Raw genomic sequence first — 18,892 nt, 5'->3', positions numbered from 1 at the left:
CCCGAACAAGCCGTGCCGCAGCTATACGTTGCGGTACAGCCGCCTTCATTAATCCATCCGCTTGGACATGCCATTCGATTTCACCTCCTTTATTTTGAACTACTTTTAGTATAGAAACGTCTAGTAAATGTTGGAATAAACGACCAATAAATGATTGATTAACTTTACCTTACTTTTGAAGGGAGAGTAACGATGAAGACACGTCTATGTTTAACCGTCGCAATCATGCTGATATTCGCCGCTCTGGCATCGGCCTGCACCGACCGCAAGAAGGAGCCGTTCGACCGTTCCGAACACGTGACGCTGAAGGTGTTGGGAGACGGCGACGAGAAAAGCTTCTACTCCGCCTACGGGAACGACTTCAACGACGAATATCCAAACATCGAGTTCGAGTTCGTCAGCTTCCAGGATATAAATCCGGACCGGACAATCGAGAAGTTCATCGAAACCGAGAAACCGGACATCGTCATCGCCCAGCGGTACAACTATCCCGTACTCGCGGAATCCGGATTGCTCGCCGAACTTGATCCGTTCGTAAAAAGAGACGGGTATGACCTGTCGACGATATCACCGCCGGTTATCGACCTGCTTCGGGCTACGGACAGCGGCAGCCTCTACGGATTGGCCCCCTTCTTCAACAATAGCGTCCTCTATTACAACGCTGCCTTATTCCGCCAATATAAGGTCGAACCTCCTCGCAACGGGATGTCGTGGGAACAGTTGCTCCAACTCGCCAAGCGGTTTCCCGCGGATTCCGGAATCTCCGGATTAAGTCTGGATCGCAATTCAAGGCCGCTCGGCACCCTCGGAGCGTTATTCGCTCAGATCGGCAAATCGAACGGCCTCCGGCTGGCAGCGGTTAACCGGAAGGATAACCTGGTACTCGATACGGAGGGGTGGATCCGGGCGGCGGAGACCGCCGCCTTGGCCTACCGTTCCGGAACGATCGCCATCGACGATAACAAGCAGCCTCTGCCTCCGGACGACGCCGTCAAGAAGAATCGATTCATCTCCGGCGATAGCGCCATGACAATCGGCGGCTTCTCCCTGCTTCAGCTGATCGATCGCCATCTGTTCCCCGTGAACGGCGTCCAGCCCATCGACTACGGTATCGTCACCGTACCGATCGACCCAAGCCGCCCCGAAGTCGGTACGCTCGCCGAACTCGGAGGCGTCCTCTGCCTCTACAAGAACTCCGAGCACCGGGAAGCCGCCTGGGCCTTCATCCAATATCTCGGCGGCGACGTCTACGCGAAGCTCAAGTCCCAGTCGAGCGAACAACTGATATCCCGAACTTCTCATCAGAAGGATCTCGTGCCCGAACGGAGCCTGGAGCCCTTCTACTCCCAGCATGCCGATCCGGATGCGGATGCCTATGCCGGTATCAATCCCCGCGTATACGGCGGGCTCGTTCAGCTCTTCGACCGGAAGCTCAAACAGGCGGCGGAAGGAGAAGTATCCGTTCAGGAGGCGATTGACTCCATGGTATCGGAGGGCAATACGCTGGTGAAGTCGTGGCGGGAGAAGGTGAATGCCTCATGAGGCGGCGCCGGGCGTTCAAGATCGCCGTCTGCATCGGTCTGGCAGGCCTGCTCTCTCTGGCTTCCGGCTGTCGGGACGACAAGCCGTTCGGCCCGAAGGATCGCGCCGAGCTCGCCGTCATGTATGGGGACGAGCGAAGCTTCGCGACCGATTATGGCCGCGCGTTCGCCGCGCTGTTCCCGAACGTGACGATACGAGTAGTGCCTACCGGAACCGAGACGGCCGAATCGCCGGACATCGCGCTGTCCAACCTGGCCCAATACGAAGAACGCGCGACCGCAGGCTCCTTCGTGAACCTTGAACCGCTTATCCGAAGCGACCAGTATGATCTCGACTCCATAGCCCCCGTGGTACTGCACCTACTGAGGGGATACGGTTCCGGCCAGCTGTACGGGCTCGCTCCCGTTTTCTCGGCGCAAGCGCTCTATTATAACGAAGATCTGTTCCGCGAGAAGGGCGTGGAACCGCCTGTGAACAGGATGAGTTGGGCGGAGGTGCTCCGTCTGGCCGAGAGGTTCGCCGAGGCCGAGGGAGGAAATGGCGGCGGTACCGATCCCGACTCCGAGGAAGCCGGCATGGGCAGCGATGGCAGCGGGGCCGGGAGCCAAGATGGCGAAGTGGTTGGGCTGACGTTCCCTTCGACCGTCACCATCGCCTCCCTGCTCGCCCGAATCGGACAGACGGAAGGGCTGAACCTGATCGATCCCGTTCAGCATACGCTGCTGCTCGATTCACCTAAGTGGAAGGAAAATGCGGACCTGCTTCTGCGGGCGTTCCGATCGGGAGCGGCGCGCATCTCCGATGAGGCGACCGGACGCACGCCGGACGAGATGGCGCGCAAGCACCTGTTCGCGGCCGGACGCAGCGCCATGGCCGTCGAGGACGAATCGTTGCTGTCGCTTCTAACTTCAGGGATGCTGGAGCGGCCGATTCCCTTCGCCACCGTCACCGCGCCCGTAAGTACCGGCGACCGGAATCTCGGTTACGGCCAGCGGCTGGACAAGATTTTCAGCATTCATGCCGATTCCGATCAACTTGACGCCGCATGGGAGTTCCTAAAGTTCGCGGCCGGCGAAGATCGCGCCAAGCGCCAGGCGCGAACGGACAGGGAATTGGTCTCGCGCATCCCTTACGCTTACGAGCGCAGCCCGGTTTACGAGGCGTTCTACGCGCCGGATGCGAATTCGGAATCGCGCCCGAACGGCGGGCTCGGCTATCAGGACTATACGATGCTCATCGGATTGATCGATGAGCAGCTGCGATCCGTCCTGCAAGGCGGTCAGACTTGGGAAGAAGCGGTCGCCCGGATGAAGGCGGACGCGGCTCCGCTGCTGGCCAACCTGGATTCTAGCAAGACAGGAGAGCGATAATCGCTCTCCTGTCTCGTTCCCGCCAGCCGAACCGCTCGCCCGCATCCGCTTGCACGATCGGGTGAAGCGCTAAGAGCTGATCCGCTAATGCAAAAATCCCCGGAGAAGAGTCGTCGTCTGGGACGGTCTTCTCCAGGGATTGGAGAGTTAAGCTAGAGTTATACGGCTTGCTTGATTACTTAAAGTTTTTAAGGTTGTAGAACGCTTTTTTGCCCGCGTAGGAAGCGGTCGTTCCCAATTTGTCCTCGATGCGGAGCAATTGGTTGTATTTCGCGACCCGGTCGGAACGGGAAGGAGCGCCCGTTTTGATCTGACCCGCGTTCGTAGCGACCGCGATATCGGCGATCGTGCTGTCTTCGGATTCTCCGGAACGGTGGGAGATAACGGCCGTGTAGCCTGCGCGTTGAGCCATCTCGATCGCGTCGAACGTCTCGGTCAAGGAACCGATTTGGTTGACTTTAACGAGAATGGAGTTGCCGATGCCGTCTTCGATGCCTTTGGACAGACGCTCGGTGTTCGTTACGAACAGATCGTCGCCGACGAGCTGGATTTTGCCGCCCAATTTCTCGGTGAGCAATTTCCAACCTTCCCAGTCGTCTTCGGAGCAGCCGTCTTCGATCGTGATGATCGGATATTTGTCGGCCCAGCTAGCGAGCAGGTCGACGAACTCGGCAGGCGTGTAGGATTTGCCTTCGCCTTCGAGGTGGTATTTGCCGTCTTTGAAGAATTCGGTGGAAGCGACGTCCATGCCGAGGAAGACGTCGACGCCAGGTTTGAAGCCGGCTTTCTCGATCGCTTCGAGAATCGTCGTGATCGCTTCTTCGTTGGAAGTGAAGTTAGGAGCGAATCCGCCTTCGTCGCCTACAGCCGTGTTCAAGCCTTTCTTTTGCAGGACGCCTTTCAGGGAGTGGAAAATTTCCGCGCCCGTGCGAAGAGCTTCCGCGAAAGTAGGAGCGCCTACAGGCAGAACCATGAACTCTTGCACGTCGACGTTGTTGTCCGCGTGCGCGCCGCCGTTGATGATGTTCATCATCGGAACAGGCAGTTTTTTGGAGTTGAAGCCGCCCAGGTACGTGTACAAAGGAACGTCCAGCGCTTCGGCAGCCGCGCGAGCGACGGCGATGGACACCGCGAGAATCGCGTTGGCGCCCAATTTCGCTTTGTTCGGCGTGCCGTCCAGAGCGATCATTTTGTTGTCGATCTCGACTTGGTCGAGAGCGTCGTAGCCGATGATTTCAGGGGCGATGATCGCGTTTACGTTCTCGACCGCTTTCAGTACGCCTTTGCCGAGGTAACGGCTTTTGTCGCCGTCGCGAAGCTCTACCGCTTCGTATGCGCCGGTGGATGCGCCGGATGGTACGATCGCGCGGCCGAGAGCGCCGGATTCCAAACGAACTTCGACTTCGACCGTCGGGTTGCCGCGGGAGTCGAGCACCTCGCGTGCGTAAACGTCAGTAATGATCGTCATGAGTAACACTCCTTAATGGGGTTTAGGTTTTACCGGGTCAATCTTCTAGACGATTAACGTCTTGCCCGTCATTTGTACGGGTTGAGGCAGTTGCATCAGCGTGAGAATCGTCGGAGCGACGTCGGCGAGAATGCCGCCTTCGCGAAGCGAATGACCGGATTGCGTCACGATGCACGGAACCGGGTTCGTCGTGTGCGCCGTGAAAGGACGTTCATTGTCATCGATGACCATATCCGCGTTGCCATGATCGGCGATAATGACGCAAACGCCGCCTTTGGCCGTAACCGCGTTGACGACTCTGCCTAGGCACTCGTCCGTCGCTTCGACCGCTTTGATCGTCGGCTCCAGCATGCCGGAGTGGCCGACCATGTCCGCGTTCGCGAAGTTCAGGATGATGGCGTCATGGTGCTCCGCTTCGATCTCCTTCTCCAGCGCATCCGTAACCTCGTAGATGCTCATCTCCGGCTGCAGGTCGTATGTCGCGACCTTCGGCGAATTGATGAGAATCCGCGTCTCGCCTTCCAGCACGTGATCGCGTCCGCCGCTGAAGAAAAACGTGACGTGAGGATACTTCTCCGTCTCCGCGATACGAAGCTGCTTCTTGCCTTGCTGCACGAGAACCTCGCCCAGCGTGTTGTCCAGCTCCTTAGGCTTATACGCAACGAAGCCGCCGACGGTTTCCGCGAAAAGGGTCATGCAGACGAAATACAGGTTTTTCGGGAAGCTTTCGCCGCGGTCGAAGCCGCGGAAGTCTTCGTTCGTAAACACGTTCGAGAGCTGAATCGCGCGGTCCGGACGGAAGTTGAAGAAAATAACCGAGTCTTCCGCTTCGACCAAGCCGACCGGCTTGCCGTCTTCAGAGACGATAACCGTCGGGAGGAAAAATTCGTCGTAAACGGCGCTCTCGTACGATGCCTTTACCGCAGCGATCGGATCAGCCGCCGTCGGACCTTCACCGTACACCATGGCGCGGTACGATTTCTCCGTCCGCTCCCAGCGCTTGTCGCGGTCCATCGCGTAATAACGGCCTTGCAGCGTCGCGATTTTTCCTACGCCGACTTCCGCGATCTTCTTCTGCAGCTCCTCCACGTAACCGAGGGCGCTGTCCGGAGACACGTCGCGGCCGTCCAGGAACGCATGGACGTACACTTCATCCAAACCTTGCTTCTTCGCGAGCTCGAGCAGCGCGAACAAGTGGGCGATGTGGCTATGTACGCCGCCATCGGACAGAAGTCCGTACAGGTGAAGCTTCTTGCCGTTATCCTTCGCGTGCTTGACCGCTCCGAGGAGCGTCGAGTTGTCGAAGAAATCCTGATCGCGGATCGACTTGGAGATGCGGGTCAAGTCTTGATACACGATGCGGCCCGCGCCGATATTCAAGTGGCCGACTTCGGAATTGCCCATCTGGCCTTCCGGAAGTCCGACCGCTTCGCCGCTAGCCGTCAGCGTCGTGTGCGGGTAATTGTCCCACAGCCGATCGAAGTTCGGCTTCTTCGCTTGCGCGACGGCATTGCCGTGCGTGCTTTCGCGAAGGCCGAAGCCGTCGAGGATAATGAGAGCTACCGGTTTAGGAGCCGCCATCTTACTTCGCTCCTTCGACCAGCGCCACGTACGAAGCCGGCTCCAAGCTCGCGCCGCCGACAAGGGCGCCGTCGATATCGGATTGGCCGAGGTATTCGGCAACCGTGTTAGGCTTCACGCTTCCGCCGTATTGAATGCGTACTTTCGCCGCGACTTCCGCGCCGAATTGCGACGCCACGACGCCGCGAATGTAGGAGATCGTCTCGTTCGCTTCCGCGGACGTCGACGATTTGCCCGTTCCGATCGCCCAGATCGGCTCATACGCGATAACTGTCTCGGCGACTTGCTCGGTCGTCAGACCGGCGAGTCCGCCTTCGGTTTGCACGCGGACGACTTCGTTCGTCGTGCCGGCTTCGCGCTCTTCGAGCTTCTCGCCGACGCAGACGATCGGCACGATGCCGTGACGGAACGCCGCATGGGCTTTCTTGTTGACGATCTCGTCCGTCTCGCCGAAATATTGACGGCGCTCGGAGTGACCGATGATGACGTAATGAACGCCGAGATCCTTCAGGAACGCGCCGCTGATTTCGCCGGTGTAAGCGCCGCTGTCTTCGAAATGCAGGTTTTGCGCGCCGACCTTGATCGACGTGCCTTTAACCGCTTCGATAAGAGCGGGAAGAGCCGTGAACGGAGCGCAAATGACGCTTTCCACGCCGGCGACTTCCGCTTTGCCTTTCACTTCGGAGACGAACGCCGTAGCTTCGCCAGCCGTCTTGAACATTTTCCAGTTACCCGCGATGATCGGAGTTCTGCTCATGGTTTCACCTCTATTTATCGTTGAGGGCGACGACGCCCGGAAGAACTTTGCCTTCCATGAACTCCAGGGAAGCGCCGCCGCCCGTGGAGATATGGTTCATCTTGTCGGCCAGGTGGAACTTCTCGGCTGCCGCAGCGGAATCGCCGCCGCCGATGACCGTATAAGCCGCCGTGTCCGCGCAAGCTTGCGCGACCGCGCGAGTGCCGTGGGAGAACGGCTCGATCTCGAACACGCCCATCGGTCCGTTCCAGACGACCAACTTCGAGTTCTTAATCACTTCCGCGTAGATTTCGCGCGACTTAGGACCGATGTCGATGCCTTCCCAGTCGGCCGGGATGGAGTCAGTGTCCACGATTCGCGTGTTCGCGGAAGCACTGAAACCGTCGGCGACGACGATGTCGACCGGCAGGTAGAAGTTCTTGCCGAGCTGCTTCGCTTTCTCGATAAAGCCGAGCGATTGCTCCAGCTTGGAGTTGTCGAGCAGGGATTTGCCGATTTCTTTTCCTTGGGCTTTCAGGAACGTATAGGAAAGGCCGCCGCCGATGATGATATTGTCCGCGATCTCGATCATTTTATTGATGACGTCGATCTTGTCCTTTACCTTCGAACCGCCAACGATCGCCGTAAACGGACGCTCGGGGTTGTTCAACGCTTTGCCCAACACGTCCAGCTCTTTCTCCATCAGCAAACCGGAGACCGCGGGAATGTGGTGCGCGATGCCTTCCGTCGAAGCGTGCGCGCGGTGCGCCGCGCCGAACGCGTCGTTCACGAACAGGTCCGCGAGCGAAGCGAAAGCTTTCGCCAATTCCGCGTCGTTGCTCTCTTCGCCCGGGTGAAATCGGACGTTCTCGAGCACGAGCACGTCGCCTTCATTCAAAGCGTCGACTTGCGCTTGCACGCTAGCTCCGACGACTTCGTCGGCTTTCGTGACCGGCTTGCCGAGTAATTCGGATAAACGGGCAACGGCAGGCGTCAGACGCAACGCGTCGACGACTTCGCCTTTCGGACGGCCGAGGTGGCTAGCCAGAATGACCTTCGCGCCCTTCTCGATCAGGAACTTGATCGTAGGCAGCGTCTCGCGGATCCGCGTGTCGTCCGTAATGGCGCCGTTCTCGAGCGGCACGTTGAAATCGACCCGGACAAATACTTTCTTCCCTGCAACATCGACGTCTCTAACGCTTTTCTTGTTCAAGAGTCAAACCTCCTAGGGGATGCTGGTTGTATGTCTCCGGGCGCAAAGCTAGGCTCCAAGCTTATGGAGCCTTGCTCTATGTCCTTATGGTTCGTTACGGTATTCGAGCGGCGCAGACAGCGCGGGGAAGTACCACGCTTTGGCTTGGCACTTCGAGCGGCGCAGACAGCGCGCGGAAGTACCACGCTTTGTCTTGGCACTTCGAGCGGCGCAGACAGCGCGCGGAAGTGCCACGCTTTGTCTTGGCACTTCGAGCGGCGCAGACAGCGCGCGGAAGTGCCATGCTCTCGTTAAGGACTCGCAGCGCGCGAAATCGCGCGACTCGAGTCCCCCGCCTGCTCCTAAGTAAAGCGTAGTCCCGGTTTGCGAAGCAAATCCGGGACGTAGCGTTCTATGCACGTTGTAACCCCACCCCGCTCGTCGACCGATCATCCGGCGATTTGCGGGTGTCCAGAGGGCGCGGCCCTTTGGAGTCCCCCTTCCTGGAGGAAGGGGGATTTAGGGGGATGGTCGAAATTTCTTCGAAGAAGAAACTTATAGTCCTTTAGAAGCGATAAATGCAGCCAGATCTACAACGCGGTTAGAGTAGCCCCACTCGTTGTCGTACCAGGAGATGACTTTAACCATGTTGCCTTCGACGACCATCGTGGACAGCGCGTCGATCGTGGAGGAAGCAGGATCGCCGTTGTAGTCGCTCGATACGAGCGGCTCTTCGGAGTAGTTCAAGATGCCTTTCAGAGGGCCTTCGGAAGCAGCTTTCAGAGCCGCGTTCACTTCTTCGACCGTTACGTTGACTTTGAGCTCGGCAACGAGATCCGTTACGGATACGTTAGGAGTCGGAACGCGCATGGACATGCCGTTCAATTTGCCTTTCAGCTCAGGCAATACGAGGGAAACGGCTTTCGCTGCGCCCGTGGAAGAAGGAATGATGTTTTCGGCGGCAGCGCGAGCGCGACGCAGGTCTTTGTGCGGGAGATCCAATACGCTTTGGTCGTTCGTGTACGAGTGGATCGTGTTCATCATGCCTTTAACGATTCCGAATTGGTCGTTCAATACTTTAGCGAACGGAGCCAAGCAGTTCGTCGTGCAAGACGCGTTGGAGATGATTGTATGTGCGGATGGATCGTATTTGTCTTGGTTAACGCCCATAACGATCGTGATGTCTTCGTTCGTCGCGGGAGCGGAGATGATGACTTTTTTAGCGCCGCCTTTAAGGTGGAGCTCGGCTTTTTCTTTAGCCGTGAAAATACCCGTCGATTCAACGACGATTTCGGCGCCTACGGAAGCCCATGGCAGGTTGCCCGGGTCGCGCTCGGCGAATACTTTTACCGTTTTGCCGTTTACGATCAGCGCGCCTTCGCCCACTTCGACCGTTCCGTTCAATTTGCCGTGAGTCGTATCGTATCTGAGAAGGTGAGCAAGCGTGTTAACGTCCGTCAGGTCGTTGATCGCTACGATTTCTACGTTCGGGTTGTTGAGGGAAGCGCGAAAAACGTTACGTCCGATACGACCAAATCCGTTAATACCCACTTTTACTACTGCCATGATTGGTTTCCTCCTTGGAATGAAAGCCTTTTTATATGTCAGGCGCCAAAACGCCGAGACCTCGTTACTTTGTAGGATTCCCCGTTATTCGGGCTTAAAACTGAATACGGCGTCCGCATCGTGATTCACACGTGCTTGAGCGCCTCCGAAGCCGCCGCTTCGTCCGTCACCAGCACGTCGTCGTGACCGAATCTCATAACCGAAGCGATCGCTTCTCCCTTGCTCTGGCCGCCCGCGATGCCGATGACAAGTCCGGCCGCCTCGATATCGTCGAGTCTGAGCCCCGCCGTCGCCATACGATGAACGACTTTCCCCGTCCGGTCGAAATAGTAGCCGAACGCTTCCGCCAGCGCGCCGTCCTTCACGAGCTCTTCCTTCGTCTCTTCGCTGAGCTTTCTTCGCCTCGCCATCGTGACGGCGTCCCCGATGCCATGAACGACGATTCTCGCTCCCCGGATCATGTCGACCACTTCGCGTACATTGGGCTCCTGCATGATCGTCTGGTACGCTTCTTCGCTAAGGTGGTCCGGCACGTGGAGCATGCGGTAACGCGCTCCCGTTCTCTTGGCCAGCTCCGCGGCGATCGTGTTCGCCTGATAATCGACGCTCTCGCCCAAGCCTCCCCTTGCGGGTACGAACCAATTATCCTTCAATTGAGACGGATTGGAAAATTGCGAAGCCATGCGGGCCATCGTCGATCCGCCCATGACGGCAACGACGTCCCCCGACGACAAGCTCGTTCTCAGCACGCGGCTGCCGGCTCTGCCGAGCTCCATCTTCGTATGATCCGATTCGTCCGAATTGCCGGGAACGATAATGACCCGCTTCAATCCGAAAGCCTCGCGCATACGGTCTTCCATGTCCGATAGTCCGAACAACTCCTTGACGATCGGTTCCATCTCTTCGACCAGCTGTTTGCCGCTCGCGCTCAGCGTCATGCCGGAAGGGGCCATATCGAGCAACCCTTGCGCGCGTAGCAGCTCTAACTCGGCTCGCAGCACCCGTTCCGTCATATCGACGTTCGCGGCCAGCGTGCGCCTGCCGATCATGCCCGCCAAGTTGATGCGATGGAGAATGTCGTACCGTTTCTCCATGACCTGCAGCAGATCGGGTAGAAGCTTCTTCTGAATATCCACGATTTTTCGCATAGTTCCCGCTTTTCCTCCCGAGACCGGATGGCTGTTGCCGGCTTCGATGCGAATGTTGTGGTGACATCGGTTGGTTGGACATAAAACGTCCCGCATCAACCTTTTTAGTCCCACCTTTATTTTAGCTAAAATCCCCCTCTCGCGCAAGTACGGCCGTACACGAAAATTACAAATTTAAAATGGTCCATTCCCTTGCTTTTTAACTTCCCGCGGATTATAATAATTCTTGCTGTCATTCACGAGCGCCCGTGGTCCAACGGATATGACGCAGCCCTCCGAAGGCTGAGATTGAGGTTCGATTCCTCACGGGCGCGCCAACTTTTATCATTTAACTTCCCCGACCGTGCCATACGGTCGTTTTTTTGTTTTTATCGGCTTTTCCCCACCTTTGACTTTCTTTGACTTTTGCTCGAGGATTCGCTATGATTAGAAAACCGCAAGCGTTACATTAGATAAAACCATTCATGAGGAGGGACGCCAGCATGAGTTTCGTACCTATGGTTGTCGAGCAAACGAATCGAGGAGAACGGGCTTACGATATCTATTCCCGTCTGCTCAAAGATCGCATCATTTTCCTCGGAACGCAGGTTAACGACGTGGTTGCCAACTCGATCATCGCCCAATTGCTGTTCTTGGCGGCCGAAGATCCCGAGAAAGACATCCACCTGTACATCAACAGCCCCGGCGGTTCCATTACGGCGGGAATGGCCATTTACGATACGATGCAATTCATCAAACCGGACGTGTCCACCATCTGCGTCGGCATGGCCGCTTCGATGGGCGCTTTCCTGCTCGCGGCGGGCGCCAAAGGCAAACGCTTCGCGCTTCCGAACAGCGAAGTAATGATCCACCAACCGCTCGGCGGAGCGGAAGGCCAAGCGAGCGATATAGAGATTCGCGCTCGCCGCATTCTCAAGCTTCGCGACAAGCTGAACGGCATCTTGTCCGAGCGTACCGGCCAACTGCTGGAGCGCATCGAGAAAGACACCGACCGCGACAACTTCATGGAAGCCGCGACGGCCCAGGAATACGGCTTGATCGACAAAGTCATCGATAAAGTCACCTAAACCACGAAAAACTCCGACGCCGTAACCCGGATGTCGGAGTTTTTTTGCAGATATCGCCCAAATCGCCCCATCTATTACCACACTATTCGCGATATGTCAACAACAATTCAAATCTTTGAATACCCCCTCTGCGATCCGGACAATCCATGGTATGCTTTCCATGAGGTTATTCCAATTGCCTCCAATTATAGTTATCTCCTAGGAACCGCAGAGGAGGGAAATTAATGTCAGATCGTACTTATCCTTACTTGGTGAACAACTCTTCCACGATGCATTCACCGCCCATTGCTACCCGAAGTTTCCATGAAAGAGAACACGACTCCCACATCGACATGGTAGCCGCCCGCCGGCTTAGCGACAAAGCATCGCTTCTTCGCCCGCTGAAGGACGAGCATCTGCTCGAGGTGTACAGGGAAGCGAAGAAAATGAACCTTTCCGTGGAATTCATCGAGCTGCTTGAAGAAGCTCTCTCCATTCGGCAGATGCACCAATACAAAGAAGCTTAATCGGCCCGCGCATTCGCGAGCCCTCGCATGAACCGTCTCCGGCTCCCGGAGGCGGTTTAATTTGTGTTCGAAGCCACGCCTGACTAGAGCAAGACCGGATTCCGGTCTTGCAACGCCTTTATTGGCCGGATCCGCACCGCAAGACCGGATTCCGGTCTTGCAACGCCTTTATTGGCCGGATCCGCACCGCAAGACCGGATTCCGGTCTTGCAACGCCTTTATTGGCCGGATCCGCACCGCAGGACCGGATTCCGGTCTTGCAACGCCTTTATTGGCCGGATCCGCTCTGCAGGACCGGATTCCGGTCTTGGAGGGAAAAACGAAAAAATGAGCTGCCCGCAATGTCACTTTGAAATGACATTCGGAACAGCTCATTTTTCCTGCCGGGCAATGGCGATCGGCTCGCTTTATTCTCGTTAGCCATGCCTCATCCCGCTATCTTAACGTCCTTCTTACTGCATCTCGTACTGTACCGTCACTTGAGCGCCGATCTCGATCTGCCCCGCCTGCACCGATGTCGGCGCCGCGGAATCGGCGGCCATCTTCGCCATCGAATTAAACATGACGCCCGGATAGGGGATCGGGCTCGTTCCCGAGTCGCTCTGAACGATGTTGATGACGCCCTTGAGCTGACGTTTCGCCGAAGTGGCGAGGACGCCGGCTTTGGCCGCCGCGTTATCCATCGCCTTCTTGAGCGCGTCCAACTCGTACTGGTCCCGCTTCTCGGTCGAGAACTGTACGCCGTTCACGCGATTGGTGCCCGCCGCCGTCAAAGCGTCGAGCAGCTTGCCGATTTCCGTCAGCTTGCGGTAGGACACTTGAATGGAATGAACGGCGACGTATCCCTTCAGCACTTGCCCGTCTTTCTCCGTGTAGTTGTACTCGGGCTGCACGTCGAAGCCGGTTGTCTGCACGTCTTTCTTGTCGATGCCGAATTTCTCGTACAGCACTTTCTCGACGCCCGCGAATTTGTCCGCGTTCGCTTGCTGGGCGTCCGTCGCTTTCGCGCCCCTCGTCTCCACCGCCACGTTCACGTAAGCGATATCCGGATCCACCTTAATCGATCCGCTAGCTCCAACCGTTACCGTGTAAGGCGCCGCTCCCGATGCCGCCGTCGTTTCCGCGGATGCCACGCTGCCCTCTCCCCTTCCGAATCCGATCCATGCGACCGTCAGTACCATCGCCGCGGCCACGGCCCCCTGTAACCATACGCGTCCTTTCATACGATCCAACCACCTTTCGACTGTTATCATTCATAACTCATGACGCAATCGGATAACCAAATGTTTTAAATAATGCCCGAAAAATGCAAAAAGCCCCCATCGGGAGCTCCATGCAACGGTTGCTTATTGGTTTTCGAGCTCTTCTTTGCTGACCAATTGGACTAAAGCGGTTACAGCCTGCTCCGCGTCGGAACCTTCCGCGCTGATCGCCACTTCCGTGCCGGAGCTGATCGCCAAGCTCATAATGCCCATGATGCTCTTCGCGTTGACTTTCTTGTCATCCTTCTCCACGAAGACGTCAGAGGAGAATTTATTGGCTTCTTGCACGAATAGTGCCGCCGGTCTGGCGTGAAGACCCGTTTTAAGCCGAACGACTACCGGCTGTCTCGTCATGGACCGGATACCCCCTATCATTGTTCGTCCCGCGCGTCGGGACCCCCGAGCTACAGTTTCCATCCTATTATAACACTGAAGTGAACAAATACGCCATACGGTTTATGCGCCGCCGTTCCGGATTTTTTCCGCCCATTCGTCAAGCTTCCGAAGCCGATGGTTTACCCCCGACTTGCTGACCCGGCCTTTGAGCAGATCGCCGACCTCTTTCAGGTTGATATCCGGGTGCTGCAGTCGAATTTCCGCGACTTCCCGCAGTTTGTCCGGCAAGTTATTCAAGCCGACTTCCTTCTGCAGAAGCTTGATATTGTCGATCTGCCGCACGGCCGCCCCGATCGTCTTGTTGAGATTCGCCGTCTCGCAATTGACGATCCGGTTGACGGAATTGCGCATGTCCCGCATGATGCGAACGTCCTCGAACTTGAACAGCGCCTGATGCGCGCCGATTATGCTCAAGAATTCGATGATTTTCTCGCCTTCTTTAATATAAAGAATGAAGCCCTTCTTCCGTTCGATGAATCTCGCGTTCAAGTGGAACTTGTTCGCCAACTCGACGAGGGCGTGGCAATGTTCTTCGTACATAGACGCGATTTCCAGATGGTACGAGGAGCCCTCCGGATTGTTCACCGAGCCGCCGGCGAGAAACGCCCCGCGCAAGTAGGCTTTCTTGCAGCAAGGCTTGCGAATCAGATTCTTGTCGATGCTCGGATGGAACAGAAACCCTTCGGAGACGATCGATAGATCGTTCAGGATCGTTTCCGCGCCCGCCGGTACCCGCACGACGTAGACGTTGTTTTTCTTCAGCCGCATTTTCTTCCGCACGAGCAATTCGGTCACGACCTTAAAATGCTTCTTCAGAAGGGTGTACATCCGGCGTGAAATCGCGGCATTCTCGGTTGCGATGTCGAGGATCACCCGTCGGTTCGACAGGGCGATCGTTCCGTTCATGCGGATGAGCGCCGAGAGCTCCGCCCTCTGGCAACATTCCTCCGCGTCGAGCATCGTTAACTCCTTCTTCGTTAGCGCCGCAAACGACATGCCTTATCCCCCCTTTCGCAGCATCCAATCTTCGACCAGATGATAAATGTGATCGCTTAGCTTCGCGGCGTCATGGCGTAAATACGTTCGGAAAAGCACCAACGTATCCGCGATGACCTTGTAGCCTCGTTTCGTGACTTCCTCCAAATCCAGATGTACCGCGGTCGATCCCTGCTCCGCGTACAGGTCTTGGACTTGGGGCGGAATTTCCCCATCGTTCACGATGACATAGTCGAACAGATGATGGCCGATATGCGCGTGCACCGCGGCCAGATGGTCGCTGACCGAATAATTGTCCGTTTCCCCCGGCTGCGTCATGACGTTGCAGACGAACAGCTTTACCGCCTGCGATTGTACGATCGCCTCGGCGAGCTTCGGCACGATCAAGTTCGGAATGATGCTCGTATACAAGCTTCCCGGCCCGATCAGTATCGCGTCCGCGTCTTGAATGGCCTGCACCGCCTCGGGCAGCGCTTCGACGTCCGCGGGCTCCAGGAACACCCTGCGGATCGCGAGCCCCGACTTCGGAATGGTCGACTCGCCGACGACGATCGAGCCGTCCTCCATCTCCGCTTTCAGCACGATCGCGTGGTTCGCCGCCGGCAGCACGCGGCCTCGCACCGCGAATATGCGGCTCAGCTCCTTGATACCGGTCACGAAATCTCCCGTAATATCGGTCATCGCCGCAAGAATAAGATTCCCCAAGCTATGTCCGGCTAAGCTAGGTCCGTTGTTGAATCGGTACTTCAGCACTTCCGCCAAGAGCGGCTCCGTGTCCGCGAGGGCGGACAAGACGTTGCGTATATCGCCCGGCGGCGGAATCTGCAGTTCCTCCCGCAGAATGCCCGAGCTGCCGCCGTCATCCGCTACCGTCACGATAGCCGTAATGTCGAGCGGTTTCTGCTTCAAGCCGCGCAACATGACGGACAACCCCGTACCCCCGCCGATGACGACGATACGCGGTTTCCGGCTTAGAGTCTGTTGTTGACCCTTCATCCCCTCACCTCGGCTCTGCCTGATCGCGATCGGAATCGCGGTGGCTTACTCTCACCATCTCGGTATCGCTGGAACCGAGCCTGCGGCCCAAATACTCCGCGAGCGCGACGGAGCGATGCTTCCCGCCCGTGCAACCTATCCCGATAACGACTTGGCTCTTGCCTTCCTTGTGATAGAGCGGGATCAGATATTGCAGCATATCGAGCAGCTTCGTCAAAAACGTTTGCGTCTCCGGCCATTTCATGACGTAGTCGTACACTTCCGGATCGACGCCCGTCTTCGGGCGAAGCTGCTCGATGTAGTGCGGATTCGGAAGAAAACGGACGTCGAAGATCAAGTCCGCGTCGATCGGTACGCCATACTTGAAGCCGAAAGAAGTGACGTTGATATTGATATGGTTGCGGTCCATGTTCGTGAACCGGTTAATGATCTTCTCCTTGAGCGCGGCGGGCTTCAAGCTGCTCGTGTCGATGACTTGCGTCGCCCAGCCCTTCAAGTCCTCGAGAAGCTTGCGCTCCGAATGGATGCCTTCGAGCGGCAAGCCTTCCGGCGCGAGAGGATGCCTTCTGCGGCTTTCCTTGTACCGTTGCACGAGAACGGAATCGGTGGCGTCCAAGAACAAGATCTCGTAATGGAACGTGTAATGCTCGCGTATATGACTCAAGGACTCGGACAGCGCCGTGAAGAACTCGCGGCCCCGCAAGTCGATGACGAGCGCGATCTTCGCGATTCGTCCTTGGGATTGCTCGATCAGCTCCGCGAACTTCGGAATCAGCACGGGAGGCAAGTTATCGACGCAAAAGAACCCCAAATCCTCCAAGCTTTGTACCGCGATCGTTTTCCCTGCGCCCGACATTCCCGTGATGATGACGAGAGTCGGCTGCGTCCCGATCGTATCCATGCCTATTCCTCCCCCGGTAACAAACGACGACTTTGCGATGATGAAACTCGATGATCGGAACACGTATGAGTTCGTCCGAAGCAAGAGGCGCCCGGCCCGCGATAACGAGAAGCGGTGCCGGGCGCCTGCTTTATGTTATGCGCGAAGGAACAATCCTGCCGCGCCCACCACTCCGGCGTTGTTGCCTAACTCCGCCGCGACGATCTCGACGCCCTTGCGCGCGCTGTCCGGCGTCAGCTTGTCGAACACCTCGCGGATTTGCGCGAACAAGAATTCCCCGGCCTTGCTTACGCCGCCGCCTAGAATGAACCGTTGCGGGTTAACGACGACGGCCACCGCGGCCATCGATTTGCCCAAGTAGAACGCCGCCCGGGCGACGATGCGCTGCGCGGCTTCGTCGCCGGTTTTCGCCGCGTCGAACACGTCTTTCGCCGTCAGCTCGCCTTCCACAAGGCTCAGCGTCGTCCGGTCTCCCCGGGCGACGGCGTCCTTCGCCATGCGAATGATACCGGTTGCCGACGATACGGTTTCCAAGCAGCCCATCTTGCCGCAGCCGCATTGGATCGCTTCGAGATCGGCCACGATCGACATGTGGCCGAGTTCTCCTGCCATGCCCGAGAAACCTTCGATCAGCCTGTCGTTCAGAATAATGCCCCCGCCGACTCCCGTTCCGAGCGTATAGCAGACGCAGTTGGCGACGCCTTTGCCCGCGCCTCCCCAAGCTTCGCCGAGAGCGGCTACGTTGGCGTCGTTATTGATCTTGACCGGCTTGCCGATCTTCTCTTCCATGATCTTCTTCGCGGGAACGTCGCGGAAAGGAAGGTTCGGCGAGAAATCGATGATTCCCTCCGGGATGTTAAGGAAGCCGGCGATGCCGATGCCGACACCGGCGACGGCTTCCCAATCCGGCGTTCCCGAAGGAACGAGCTCCTTGACATAGGACGCGATATTGGACAGCACGGCGTCGGTCCCGTCCGCGGCTTGCGTCGGTCCTTCGAACGTGCGAATCAACTCTCCCGCCGAATTGCACAAGCCTACTTTAATGGCGGTACCGCCCAAATCCACGCCTACATACAACGATTCTGACATTTTTGTCGACACCTCATAAGGAAAATTAATGGTCGTACGAATGAAGGGTTCTCGGTGCTGAAAACCGGTCTTTTTGAACTCGCATTTACAGCGTCTGGCTCCAGTCGTGAACGGCGGAGTGCTCCAGGAATTTCTCGCAATCGAGCGCGGCCATGCAGCCGCTGCCCGCCGCGGTAATCGCTTGGCGGTACTTGTGGTCCTGCACGTCGCCGCAAGCGAAGACGCCCGGCACGTTCGTCTCGGACAAACCCGGCTTCACCTTGATGTAACCAAGTTCGTCCGTCTCGATCTGGCCGTCCAAGAACTTCGTGTTCGGCGTGTGGCCGATCGCGACGAACAGGCCTTGCGTGTCGAGAATTTCTTCTTCGCCGGTCGCGTTGTCGCGCACTTTGAGCCCGGTAACTCCGTTCTCTCCCGCGACGACTTCGACCGGCGTCTTGTTGAGACCCCAGAGGATTTTGTTATTCTCCCGCGCGCGATCCTGCATGATCTTCGACGCCCGCATCTCATCGCGGCGATGAACGAGCGTAACTTCGGACGCGAACCTCGTCAGGAAGTTCGCTTCTTCCATCGCCGAGTCTCCGCCGCCGACGACGATGATTTTCTTGCCCCGGAAGAAGAAGCCGTCGCAAGTGGCGCAGGTGCTGACGCCGCGGCCTACGTTGTCTCTCTCGCCGGGAATGCCCATATATTTGGCGGAAGCGCCGGTGGAGATGATGATCGTCTTCGCCTGCAGCGTCTCCCCGCCTTCGAGGTTAAGGGAAAACGGCCGCTTCGACGTATCGACCGAGTTGATCCAGCCCGTGCGGAACTCCGCGCCGAAGCGCTCCGCCTGTTTGCGCATGTTCGCCATCAGTTCCGGGCCCATGATGCCTTCCGGGAAACCCGGGAAGTTCTCGACCTCGGTCGTCGTCGTCAACTGTCCGCCCGGCTCCGGTCCTTCGATGACAAGGGGGTTCAGGTTCGCCCTGGCCAAATAGATGGCCGCCGTCAATCCCGCGGGACCGGTACCGATTACGATCGTTTTGTGCATTCGTTGTTCCTCCTTGTTGCGCAACGCGAGATGCGAGATGCCG

General features: G+C 57.3%; 17 protein-coding genes and 1 tRNA gene. 5 read left to right on the top strand and 13 right to left on the bottom strand.

Going from position 1 to position 18,892, the window contains the following annotated elements; translation table 11 throughout:
- Positions 1-192 precede the first annotated feature (192 nt).
- Positions 193-1,542, top strand: coding sequence for an ABC transporter substrate-binding protein (locus ACFPPD_RS22645; RefSeq protein ID WP_209745715.1), 1,350 nt, complete (start codon positions 193-195; stop codon positions 1,540-1,542).
- Entirely contained in the window at positions 1,539-2,912 is a 1,374-nt protein-coding gene (locus ACFPPD_RS22640) for an ABC transporter substrate-binding protein (protein ID WP_209745712.1), read from the top strand. Before ACFPPD_RS22645 ends, ACFPPD_RS22640 begins: the two co-directional genes overlap by 4 nt.
- Positions 2,913-3,087: 175 nt before the next feature.
- Here the strand turns inward: ACFPPD_RS22640 and eno are convergent, their stop codons facing one another.
- From eno to ACFPPD_RS22610, 6 genes are all read right to left on the bottom strand, one after another.
- Complete coding sequence (gene eno, locus ACFPPD_RS22635; RefSeq protein WP_209745709.1) at positions 3,088-4,380, bottom strand: phosphopyruvate hydratase; 1,293 nt, start codon at positions 4,378-4,380, stop codon at positions 3,088-3,090.
- Between the two features lie 45 nt (positions 4,381-4,425).
- On the bottom strand, positions 4,426-5,961 hold the full coding sequence (gpmI, locus tag ACFPPD_RS22630; protein WP_209745706.1) for a 2,3-bisphosphoglycerate-independent phosphoglycerate mutase: 1,536 nt from the start codon (positions 5,959-5,961) through the stop codon (positions 4,426-4,428).
- A 1-nt stretch (position 5,962) separates the two neighbouring features.
- Entirely contained in the window at positions 5,963-6,718 is a 756-nt protein-coding gene (tpiA, locus tag ACFPPD_RS22625) for a triose-phosphate isomerase (RefSeq protein ID WP_209745703.1), read from the bottom strand.
- A 10-nt stretch (positions 6,719-6,728) separates the two neighbouring features.
- Entirely contained in the window at positions 6,729-7,910 is a 1,182-nt protein-coding gene (locus ACFPPD_RS22620) for a phosphoglycerate kinase (protein ID WP_209745701.1), read from the bottom strand.
- 534 nt (positions 7,911-8,444) lie between these two features.
- Complete coding sequence (gene gap, locus ACFPPD_RS22615) at positions 8,445-9,455, bottom strand: type I glyceraldehyde-3-phosphate dehydrogenase (protein WP_209745698.1); 1,011 nt, start codon at positions 9,453-9,455, stop codon at positions 8,445-8,447.
- A gap of 125 nt (positions 9,456-9,580) precedes the next feature.
- Positions 9,581-10,603 carry a sugar-binding transcriptional regulator gene (locus ACFPPD_RS22610; RefSeq protein WP_209745695.1) on the bottom strand — a complete coding sequence of 341 codons (1,023 nt, stop codon included), beginning with the start codon at positions 10,601-10,603 and terminating at the stop codon, positions 9,581-9,583.
- Between the two features lie 242 nt (positions 10,604-10,845).
- Between ACFPPD_RS22610 and ACFPPD_RS22605 the strand changes: the two genes are divergently transcribed.
- From ACFPPD_RS22605 to sda, 3 genes are all read left to right on the top strand, one after another.
- A tRNA-Arg gene (locus tag ACFPPD_RS22605) sits at positions 10,846-10,920 on the top strand.
- Between the two features lie 165 nt (positions 10,921-11,085).
- Positions 11,086-11,670, top strand: coding sequence for an ATP-dependent Clp endopeptidase proteolytic subunit ClpP (gene clpP / locus ACFPPD_RS22600; RefSeq protein WP_209745692.1), 585 nt, complete (start codon positions 11,086-11,088; stop codon positions 11,668-11,670).
- A 224-nt stretch (positions 11,671-11,894) separates the two neighbouring features.
- On the top strand, positions 11,895-12,176 hold the full coding sequence (sda, locus tag ACFPPD_RS22595) for a sporulation histidine kinase inhibitor Sda (protein ID WP_378083444.1): 282 nt from the start codon (positions 11,895-11,897) through the stop codon (positions 12,174-12,176).
- A 452-nt stretch (positions 12,177-12,628) separates the two neighbouring features.
- Here sda and ACFPPD_RS22590 read toward each other — a convergent pair whose 3' ends face one another.
- The 7 genes from ACFPPD_RS22590 to trxB all read right to left on the bottom strand — a co-directional run bounded on the left by ACFPPD_RS22590 (position 12,629) and on the right by trxB (position 18,849).
- Positions 12,629-13,399 (bottom strand): SIMPL domain-containing protein, encoded by a 771-nt coding sequence (locus tag ACFPPD_RS22590; protein ID WP_209745690.1) that lies wholly within the window; start codon positions 13,397-13,399, stop codon positions 12,629-12,631.
- A 123-nt stretch (positions 13,400-13,522) separates the two neighbouring features.
- Entirely contained in the window at positions 13,523-13,792 is a 270-nt protein-coding gene (locus ACFPPD_RS22585; RefSeq protein WP_027086334.1) for an HPr family phosphocarrier protein, read from the bottom strand.
- A 102-nt stretch (positions 13,793-13,894) separates the two neighbouring features.
- Positions 13,895-14,830 carry a DNA-binding protein WhiA gene (whiA, locus tag ACFPPD_RS22580; protein ID WP_209745687.1) on the bottom strand — a complete coding sequence of 312 codons (936 nt, stop codon included), beginning with the start codon at positions 14,828-14,830 and terminating at the stop codon, positions 13,895-13,897.
- Between the two features lie 3 nt (positions 14,831-14,833).
- Positions 14,834-15,826 (bottom strand): gluconeogenesis factor YvcK family protein, encoded by a 993-nt coding sequence (locus tag ACFPPD_RS22575; RefSeq protein ID WP_209745684.1) that lies wholly within the window; start codon positions 15,824-15,826, stop codon positions 14,834-14,836.
- Positions 15,827-15,830: 4 nt separating this feature from the next.
- Positions 15,831-16,727 (bottom strand): RNase adapter RapZ, encoded by an 897-nt coding sequence (gene rapZ, locus ACFPPD_RS22570; RefSeq protein ID WP_209745681.1) that lies wholly within the window; start codon positions 16,725-16,727, stop codon positions 15,831-15,833.
- Between the two features lie 135 nt (positions 16,728-16,862).
- On the bottom strand, positions 16,863-17,816 hold the full coding sequence (locus ACFPPD_RS22565; RefSeq protein WP_209745678.1) for an ROK family glucokinase: 954 nt from the start codon (positions 17,814-17,816) through the stop codon (positions 16,863-16,865).
- A gap of 85 nt (positions 17,817-17,901) precedes the next feature.
- On the bottom strand, positions 17,902-18,849 hold the full coding sequence (gene trxB, locus ACFPPD_RS22560) for a thioredoxin-disulfide reductase (RefSeq protein ID WP_209745675.1): 948 nt from the start codon (positions 18,847-18,849) through the stop codon (positions 17,902-17,904).
- Positions 18,850-18,892: the final 43 nt, after the last annotated feature.

It is taken from the genome of Cohnella suwonensis, from assembly GCF_042655365.1.
GTDB lineage: Bacteria > Bacillota > Bacilli > Paenibacillales > Paenibacillaceae > Cohnella > Cohnella suwonensis.
Note: the sequence above shows the minus strand (reverse complement) of the source record. Positions and strands in the feature narration are given on the sequence as shown.